This window comes from Cryobacterium sp. TMT2-10 (assembly GCF_004403075.1).
Classification (GTDB): domain Bacteria; phylum Actinomycetota; class Actinomycetes; order Actinomycetales; family Microbacteriaceae; genus Cryobacterium; species Cryobacterium shii.
The window spans coordinates 22,880-31,077 of sequence record NZ_SOGW01000041.1 but is presented as its reverse complement, the minus strand read 5'-3'; the positions used below and the strand labels follow the sequence as shown (position 1 = coordinate 31,077).

At 69.8% G+C, this 8,198-nt stretch carries 8 protein-coding genes; 4 read left to right on the top strand and 4 right to left on the bottom strand.

Features of this window, described 5'->3' with window-relative positions; genetic code table 11:
• Positions 1–204 precede the first annotated feature (204 nt).
• Positions 205–2,367, bottom strand: coding sequence for a S9 family peptidase (locus E3T37_RS05220; RefSeq protein ID WP_134365761.1), 2,163 nt, complete (start codon positions 2,365–2,367; stop codon positions 205–207).
• Between the two features lie 116 nt (positions 2,368–2,483).
• On the opposite strand from E3T37_RS05220, the gene E3T37_RS05215 reads away from it, so the two are divergent.
• Complete coding sequence (locus tag E3T37_RS05215) at positions 2,484–3,191, top strand: HAD-IA family hydrolase (protein ID WP_134365760.1); 708 nt, start codon at positions 2,484–2,486, stop codon at positions 3,189–3,191.
• Between the two features lie 19 nt (positions 3,192–3,210).
• Here the strand turns inward: E3T37_RS05215 and E3T37_RS17310 are convergent, their stop codons facing one another.
• Both E3T37_RS17310 and E3T37_RS05205 read right to left on the bottom strand, forming a co-directional pair.
• Positions 3,211–3,372 (bottom strand): dienelactone hydrolase family protein, encoded by a 162-nt coding sequence (locus E3T37_RS17310; RefSeq protein ID WP_241975805.1) that lies wholly within the window; start codon positions 3,370–3,372, stop codon positions 3,211–3,213.
• Positions 3,373–3,397: 25 nt separating this feature from the next.
• The gene (locus tag E3T37_RS05205) at positions 3,398–3,784 is read right to left on the bottom strand and encodes a VOC family protein (protein WP_134365758.1); all 387 of its coding nucleotides are present in this window, start codon (positions 3,782–3,784) and stop codon (positions 3,398–3,400) included.
• A 38-nt stretch (positions 3,785–3,822) separates the two neighbouring features.
• On the opposite strand from E3T37_RS05205, the gene E3T37_RS05200 reads away from it, so the two are divergent.
• Complete coding sequence (locus tag E3T37_RS05200; protein ID WP_134365757.1) at positions 3,823–5,181, top strand: LCP family protein; 1,359 nt, start codon at positions 3,823–3,825, stop codon at positions 5,179–5,181.
• 7 nt (positions 5,182–5,188) lie between these two features.
• Here E3T37_RS05200 and E3T37_RS05195 read toward each other — a convergent pair whose 3' ends face one another.
• On the bottom strand, positions 5,189–5,650 hold the full coding sequence (locus E3T37_RS05195) for a MarR family winged helix-turn-helix transcriptional regulator (RefSeq protein WP_198415973.1): 462 nt from the start codon (positions 5,648–5,650) through the stop codon (positions 5,189–5,191).
• Positions 5,651–5,707: 57 nt separating this feature from the next.
• Here E3T37_RS05195 and E3T37_RS05190 point away from each other — a divergent pair, with 57 nt between their 5' ends.
• Together E3T37_RS05190 and E3T37_RS05185 are read left to right on the top strand one after the other, a co-directional pair.
• On the top strand, positions 5,708–6,517 hold the full coding sequence (locus E3T37_RS05190) for a tryptophan-rich sensory protein (protein ID WP_134365756.1): 810 nt from the start codon (positions 5,708–5,710) through the stop codon (positions 6,515–6,517).
• The gene (locus E3T37_RS05185; protein ID WP_134365755.1) at positions 6,514–8,196 is read left to right on the top strand and encodes a DHA2 family efflux MFS transporter permease subunit; all 1,683 of its coding nucleotides are present in this window, start codon (positions 6,514–6,516) and stop codon (positions 8,194–8,196) included. The genes E3T37_RS05190 and E3T37_RS05185 overlap by 4 nt, the downstream gene beginning before the upstream one ends.
• The last annotated feature ends 2 nt before the right edge of the window (positions 8,197–8,198 follow it).

The window sequence follows — 8,198 nt, the reverse complement described above, 5'->3', positions numbered from 1 at the left end:
GTTTCTTTCCTTGACAGTCAGAAACCTAGACAGGAAGCGGCGTGCGGCCGTTAAGGCGCTCCGAAAGACCCACAGATGCAGCAGGAGAGCCGAGATTTTGCCGCAAAACTGCTTGTGCGGGCTGTTTGGGGGCGATTCGGGCAGAATCTCCGTCGAATTGGTTCGGGGCCGCTCACCCGGGCCGCGGGCGCGGTCCCCGCCGACTCAGGCCGTGAGCGCCCCTTCACCCGACGGATGCGCCCGCGCGGCATCGATGATCCAGGCGAAGTCGAACGCGGTCTCACGCCAGCGGCTGTAGCGGCCGGACACCCCGCCGTGTCCGGCCGACATCTCGGTCTTCAGCAGCGCGTCCGCCCCCACGTCGCGCAGCCGGGCCACCCATTTCGCCGGTTCGACGTAGAGCACCCGGGTGTCGTTGAGGCTGGTCACGGCGAGCACGCGCGGGTAGTGCGTGTCGTGCACGTTCTCAACGGGGGAGTAGCCGCGCATGTACGCGTACACCTCCGGGTCGTGCAGCGGGTCGCCCCACTCGTCCCACTCGATCACGGTCAACGGCAACGACGGGTCCAGGATCGACGTCAGAGCGTCGACGAACGGGACCCCCGCGAGGATGCCGGAGAACAGCTCGGGGGCCAGGTTGGCGACGGCGCCCATCAGCAGGCCGCCGGCGCTGCGGCCCTCGGCGACGAGCCGGTCGGGAGCGGTGTAACCCGCGTCGATCAGGTGCTGGGCGCAGTCGATGAAGTCCGTGAAGCTGTTGCGCTTGTGCAGCTTCTTGCCGTTCTCGTACCAGAGCCGGCCGAGTTCGCCGCCGCCGCGCACGTGCGCGATCGCGAAGATCATGCCGCGGTCGAGCAGGCTGAGCCGGGCGATGCTGAACGACGGGTCGATGCTGATCTCGTACGACCCGTAGCCGTAGAGCAGGGTCGGCGCGGGCTTGCCTGCCGCGACCAGGTCCCGCCGGTAGACGAGGGAGATCGGCACCCGCGTGCCGTCGGCCGCGGTGGCCCACTCGCGGCGCTGCTCGAACAGGCTCGGGTCGTAGCGGCCCAGCACAGGCTGCTGCTTGAGCAGGTGGCGCTCGCCGGTGGCGACGACGTGGTCGTAGACGGTCGACGCGGTGACGAAGCTGGTATAGCCGAGACGGATGGTCGGCTGCTCCCACTCGGGATTGGCCGAGGTGCCGACCGAGTACAGCGGTTCTTCAAAGGCGAGCTCGGTGAAATCGAGACCGCCCCCGGCCCCGCCCCCGGCCCCGCCCCCGGCCATGGACGGGGCGACGGCCACGCGGGTGAGCCCGTCCCGGCGGTATTCGGCCACCACGAAATCGCGGAAGGCGTCAATGCTTTCCAGGCGCACGGCGGCGTCGTGGGGCAGCAGCATCCGTTTCCCGCCCTGCGGGTCGGTGACGGAGACGCTGACCAGTTCGAAATTGACCGCGTTGTCGTTGTGCACGATCAACAGGACGTCCTCGCCGCCCAGCACGGCGTGCTCCACGTCGTATTCGACGCCGTCGCGGCGCGGCCAGACCAGCGCGAAGTCCCCGGTGGGGTCGGCGGCGTCGAGCAGGCGGGTTTCGGTGGTGACGCTCGAGCCGGCCTCGATCAGCAGGAACCGGCGGCTGCGGGTGAGGCCGATGCCCACCCAGAACCGTTCGTCGGGTTCGTGGAAGACGGACACGTCGGCGGATGCCGCGGTGCCCACCTCGTGCCGCCAGACGGTGTCGGGCCGCCAGGCGTCGTCGACCGTGGTGTAGAAGATGTAGCGGCCGCTGGGGTCGAACAGGGCGCCCTCGCCGGTGTTCGGGATCTCGTCGGCGAGGTTCTCGCCGGTCGCGATGGTGCGCACCCGGATCGTGTACCGCTCGTCGCCCTCGGCGTCGACGACGTACAGCAGCCGGCTCGAGTCACCGCTGACGTCGGTGCTGCCGAGCGAGTAGAACTCGTGGCCCGCCGCCTCGGCGTTGTCGTCGAGCACGATCTGCTCGCCCGGAAGGCCCGGCGTCACTCCGGGAACCTGCTCGGGCAGAACCGGCGGCGTCCAGTCGCCCTGCCCCGCGATGGGCGCCCGGCAGTGGATGCCGTACGACTGCCCCTCCACCGTGCGGGTGTAGTACCACCACTTTCCCTGCCGAACGGGAACGCTGAGGTCGGTCTCCTGGGTGCGACCCTTGATTTCCTCGAAGACCTGCTCCTGCAACAGGGACAGGTGCGCGGTGCGGGCATCCGTGAACGCGTTCTCGGCCTCGAGATGGGCGATCACATCGGGGCTGTCCTTGTCGCGCAGCCAGTCGTAGTCGTCGGTGAACACATCGTTGTGGAAGCTGCGCTGCTGGGGCTTCCTGGCGGCGCGGGGAGGAGTGGTCATGAGTTCCAGCGTAGTTGCGGTGGATGCGCTCCGGCCGGGACGCCGCCCCGGATAGGTCCGGGCGCGGCGGGGGCGCAGACTTGAGGGGTACCGACCCAGAGACGAATGGAACCAGAATGACGCAGCCAGGAACCGCCCCGCTCGACACGTCCGTGCCCCACGTGACGGAAGCCCTGGAGGGACGGGTCTTCCAGGCGGTGCTCTTCGACATGGACGGCACCCTGGTCGACTCCACCCGGGCCGTCACCCGGTCCTGGCTGCGCTGGGCCGCCGAGGTCGGGCTCGGGCCGTCGTTCACCGGGCCCGAGCACGGCGTACCGGCACGTCAGATGATCGCGACCCTGGTGGCGGAGGAGCTGGTCGAGACATCCGTCGTGCGGCTGACCGAGCTCGAACTGGCCGACACGGATGGCGTCACGATCCTGGCCGGCGCGGCGGAACTCATGCAGAGCATCCCCGAGGGCCGCCGGGCGATCGTCACGTCCTGCGGCCGGGAACTCTGCCTGCTGCGCCTGGACGCCGCGGGCTTTTCCGCACCGGTCACGGTCGTGACCATCGACGACACCAGCCGCGGCAAGCCGTTCCCCGAGCCGTTCCTGCTGGCGGCCGAACGTCTCGGCGTCGACCCGGCCCGCTGCGTCGTCGTCGAGGACGCCCCCGCCGGACTCGCTGCGGCCCGCGCCGCCGGCTGCGCCACGATCGGCGTCGTCGGCACCCACCTCGCCGCCGAACTGGAGGCCGACCTGGTCGTGCTCGGTCTCGACCGCCTGCGCGTGTCGGTACAGGACGATGGAGTGGTCTTCCACCTGGTCGAGCCGCGCTAGCGGCCCCGGGCCCGGCTGCTCACCCGGGGATCTTGCCCAGGAAACCGATCACCCGCTCCAGAAGGAGCTCGGCGGCGCCGGCATCGTAGGAGGGCAACGAACTGTCGGCGAAGTAATGCTGATCACCGGGATACAGGAACAACTCCGCCTGCGGGGCGGAGGCGACGATGGCGCGGGCCACTCTACCGATCGCCCCCGAAACCGGGTCAGCGTTCGTAGACCTCCAGCGGCAGGCCGTCGGGGTCCCGGAAGAAGAACATTGCCTTCCCGTTGTTGGGATCCACCCGGAGCTCCTCGCAGTCGACATCCTTGCCCAGCAGTTCGGCGTGCGCCGCCGCCACGTCGTCGACCTCGAACGCGAGGTGGCGCAGCCCGAGCGCCTCGGGTCCGCTGCGGCGGGGCGGGGTGTCCGGAAACGAGAACAACTCGATCAGGTAATGGCCGTTCAGGGCGAGTTTGCCCATCCAGGACTCCCGTTCGGCGCGGTAGTACTCCGCTTCGAGGGTGCACCCCAGAATCTCGAGATAGAAGGCCTTGGACACTTCGTAGTCGCTGGCAATAATGGCGATGTGGTGCACTCCGTTGATGAGCATCTCCGCAGTTTCGCATACTCGAGTGGCGGGAGGGACCGGTGGCTCCGGATGGGCAACCCGACGAACTGGCCGAGCCGGGGCGCCGCCACGGCACCGTTCCGGTGCGGCACCGGCGCCGCTCCCGTTGGCACAGCACGGGGCTGCCGTTGCTCGAGTTCACCGCGAGCACCCTCGCGGTCGTGTTGGTCAGCGGCACGGTCCTGGCGGGGTTGTGGGTGACCCGATTCGCCAACGATGTCACGGCGAACGCGGTCGACATCTCCAACGGCCGCACGGATGGCCGCGGGGCCGCCGCCCCGCAGCTCGGCTCGTTCGACGGCGGCTTCAACGTGCTGATGGTGGGGGTCGACAACACGGCCGACCAGAGCGCGGCCTTCGGCGATCGTGGCGGCACGCTCAATGACGTGAACATCCTGCTGCACGTGGCGGCGGACCACCGGAGCGCCGTCGTCGTCAGCATTCCCCGGGACCTCGTCATCCCGCAACCGGACTGCACCGACCCGGTCACCGGCGACGTCGCGGGCGCGGTCTCGGCCCAGCCGATCAACGAGGCGTTCGGCCGGGGCGGTCTGGGATGCGTGGTCGCGACGGTCGGCCTCCTGACCGGACTGTCGATCCCCTACGCGGGGCTGATCTCGTTCGAGGGCACCGTCGCCATGGCCGATGCGGTGGGAGGCGTGCCGATCTGCCTGACCGACCCCATCAACGACCCGTTCACCGGGCTGAACCTCCCGGCCGGACCGAGCGTCGTGTCGGGCCAGACCGCACTGTCCTACCTCCGCAGCCGGCACGGGGTGGGAGACGGCAGCGACCTGTCCCGGATCTCCTCGCAGCAGGCCTACATGTCCTCGCTCGTGCGGGTGCTGAAGAGCAACTCCACTCTGACCGACCTGCCCAAGCTGTCTCGGCTGTCCGCCGCCGCCGGCCAGAACCTCAAGCTTTCCACTTCGCTCGCGAACATGTCCACCATGGTGAGCATGGCGCTGGCGCTGCGGGACATCAGCCTCGACCGGATCGTGTTCGTGCAGTACCCCTCGGAGCCCAACCCGGACAACAGCGCCAAGCTCGTGCCGTCCCCGGACCTCGCCACTGAGCTATTCCGCAAGGTCGCCGCCGACGAATCCTTCGCACTCGCGCCGGATGCGCTCGGTCCCAGTGCCACGCTCGACCAGGCGTCCCCGGGGCCGACCGCCCCCGCAACGTCGGTCCCTGCGTCGGCTGCCCCGTCGGCGCCACCGTCGATCCTGCCCGGCACCAACCCGTCGGCTGGCCCCGTCTCGGGCCCGGCCCCGGCGCCGACCCCCACGCCGACCCCGACCCCGACCAGCCCGGCGGTGCTCGAGGGGCTCCGGGGCCAGACCGCCGCGCAGCAAACCTGTTCGGAGGCGTCCTACTAGGTGAGTGCTACCAGCGGTGGGCGGAGGAAGCGGAGATGATCTGGAGCAGCGTGTCGCGCATCGCGTCGGCGTTCTCGAGCGCGGGAAACAGGTCCGCCTCCAGCGTGCGCGACTTCTCCCAGGCGGCGGTGCCGGCATCCGTTCGGGCCACGGAGTGTCGCCGGGCGTCGTGTTCGTCCCGGGTGCGCACCACGTAGCCCTCCCGTTCGAGCCGTTCGAGGGTGCGGGACATGGTCTGGGTCTGCACCCGGGCGGCGTGCGCGAGTTCGGTCTGGCTGAGCGGTCCCGAGCCGAGCAGGTGCAGCGCGATCATGCCGGCGTGGGTGAGTCCAAGCCGGTCCAGGGCCTCCACCCAGGCGTGTTCGACCAGCCGTGCGGCGGTCGAGAGCAGGCGTCCGGTCGGCCAGCAGGCCATCGACTCGGTCAGCGGCTCCTTCTCCGCGGGAGGTCCCGGATCAGGTGTGGTCATGCCCCTAATCTAGTGCTAGCGTCAAGTCATCAGCTAGCTGATTACTAGGAGACTGAAATGAAACAGAGCAGCGATCGCCTGCGGCAGACGGTGGTGCTGGTCAGCGCCGTCCTGGCCATCGTGGGGTCGTTCATCGGCTCGGGCGCCGCCGGCGGAACCCCGATCCAGAACGCGTCGGGCGGTGCCCTCGCCGCGGACGCGACTCCGATCGCGCCCGGCGGCCCGGCATTCGGCATCTGGACGCCGATCTACCTCGGCCTCATCGCCTACGCCATCTGGCAGTTCCTGCCGGCGCAGAAGACGGATGCCCGGCAGCGCGCCCTCGGTTACCCGATCGCGGCCTCGCTGGTGCTGAACGCCGCCTGGATCCTCAGCATCCAGTTCGATCTTCTGGTGCTCAGCGTCCCCGTGATCGTGCTGTTGCTGATCGTGCTGATCCGGGCCTTCCGGCTCACCCTCGCGTCGCGGCCGAAGAACCTGATCGAGACGATCGTCGCCGACGGCACGGTCGGCCTGTACCTCGGCTGGGTCAGCGTCGCGACCGCCGCGAACGTGACGGCCGTGCTGGTCGCCTCCGGCTTCTTCGGCTTCGGCCTCGGCTCCGACGTCTGGGGGGTCGGGGTGATCGCGGTGGCCGGCCTGGTCGGCGTGCTGATCGCCCTCTACGGCCGTGGCCGGCTCGCCCCCGCCGCCTCGCTCTGCTGGGGCCTCGGCTGGGTGGCCGTCGCCCGGCTGACCGGCTACCTCCTCTCCACCCCGACCGCGATCGCGGCCATCGCCGCGGTGGCCGTGATCGTGATCGTGACGGCCTTCGCCCGCATCCGCAGCTCCTCGTTCGCCTCAACAGAAGGATTGGTATCCGCATGACCGGCCCCGCCCCCGCCCCCGCCGTCACCTCGCCCGCCGCAGCGGCCCGCCGCCGCTGGTTCGGCCTCGTCTTCATCAGCGTCGCGGTGGCCCTGATCATCGTCGACTCCACGATCATCAACGTCGCCATCCCCTCGATCGTGGACGACCTGGCCATCACCTCGACCCAGGTGCAGTGGGTGCAGGAGAGCTACACCCTCGTCTTCGCAGCGCTCCTGCTCGTGTTCGGCACCCTCGCGGACCGCTTCGGGCGCCGCCGCATCCTGATCCTCGGCGTGGTCGTCTTCGCCACGGCATCCGTCTTCGCCGCGTTCTCGCAGTCGGGTGACCTGCTCATCCTGGCCCGGCTGGTGCAGGGCGTCGGCGGCGCGATGGTGCTGCCCACGTCGCTGTCGATCATCAACGCGACCTTCCGCGGCCGGGACCGCGGCATCGCGTTCGCGATCTGGGGCTCGACCATCGGCGGCATGGTGGCCGTCGGCCCGCTGCTCGGCGGCTGGCTGACCACGTATTACTCGTGGCGGTGGGCGTTCGGCATCAACGTGCCGCTCGGGATCGTCATCATCGTCGGCGTGCTGGTTTTCGTGGCCGAATCCAAGGACGCGGGGGAGCCCCGCCGCGTCGACGTGGTCGGCGCCATCCTCTCGGTCATCGCCAGCGCCTCGCTCGTCTTCGGGCTGATCGAGGGCCGCAGCTACGGCTGGTGGCTCACCAACAATGCCCCGACGGTCGGCGACTGGACCTGGCCGTACGAGGTGTCCATCATCCCGTTCGTGTTCCTGCTCACGATTCTCTCCGGGGTCGCGTACGTCTACTGGGGGCTCTACCGCCAGCGGGTCGGCAAGACCACCCTGCTCGCCTTCTCCCTGTTCGCGATCCCGTCGTTCCGCAACGGCAACATCGCCGCCATGATCGTGTCGCTCGGCGAATTCGGCATTATCCTCTCGCTGCCGCTCTGGCTGCAGAACGTGCTCGGCTACGACGCCCTGCAGACCGGGTTCGTGCTGCTCGCGCTCGCGATGGGCTCCTTCGTGGCCAGCGGGCTGTCGGGCGCGTTCGGCAACAAGACTTCACCGGAGACGATCGTGCGCATGGGCATCGTTGCGGAGATCATCGGTGTCACCGGGCTCGGCCTCGTCATCACGGCGGATGCCACCTGGCTGGTGGTCGTGCCGTTCCTGTTCGTCTACGGAATGGGCGTCGGCCTGGCCACCGCCCAGCTGACCGGCGTGGTGCTCAAGGATGTGCCGGTGTCCCAGAGCGGCCAGGGCTCCGGCACCTCCAGCACCGCCCGGCAGATCGGGTCTGCGCTGGGCATCGCGGTGCTCGGCACCGTGCTGTTCACCGCGGTCGGGGCCTCGCTCGACGAGAAGCTGTCCTCTGTGCCGGGTCTGCCGGCCCAGACGCAGACCCAGATCGTGGACGCGGTCGTGGACAGCGCCGGCTCCGCGATCCCGGCCCTGGAGGCGCAGAGCCCGGCCGTGGCGGATGCCGCGCGGGAGGCCTTCAGCGACGGCACCCGTTACTCGGCCTTCGCCGCGGCGGGGTTCCTCGTGCTCGGCTTCCTGGCCACCCTGCGCCTGTCCGGAACGGCGCCGCACCACGAGCCCCGCGAGCAGCCGGAGCCGGCGCCCGGCGCATCCGTCCCGGCGGCCCGAACCTCGGGCGAGCCCCTCTAGGC

Bases quoted from the DNA above. Each gene is read 5' to 3' on its own strand.
- E3T37_RS05215 (WP_134365760.1), top strand. From the start codon at position 2,484: ATGACGCAGCCAGGAACCGCCCCGCTCGACACGTCCGTGCCCCACGTG.
- E3T37_RS05195 (WP_198415973.1), bottom strand. From the start codon at position 5,650: ATGACCACACCTGATCCGGGACCTCCCGCGGAGAAGGAGCCGCTGACC.
- E3T37_RS05205 (WP_134365758.1), bottom strand. From the start codon at position 3,784: ATGCTCATCAACGGAGTGCACCACATCGCCATTATTGCCAGCGACTAC.
- E3T37_RS05220 (WP_134365761.1), bottom strand. From the start codon at position 2,367: ATGACCACTCCTCCCCGCGCCGCCAGGAAGCCCCAGCAGCGCAGCTTC.
- E3T37_RS05190 (WP_134365756.1), top strand. From the start codon at position 5,708: ATGAAACAGAGCAGCGATCGCCTGCGGCAGACGGTGGTGCTGGTCAGC.
- E3T37_RS05185 (WP_134365755.1), top strand. From the start codon at position 6,514: ATGACCGGCCCCGCCCCCGCCCCCGCCGTCACCTCGCCCGCCGCAGCG.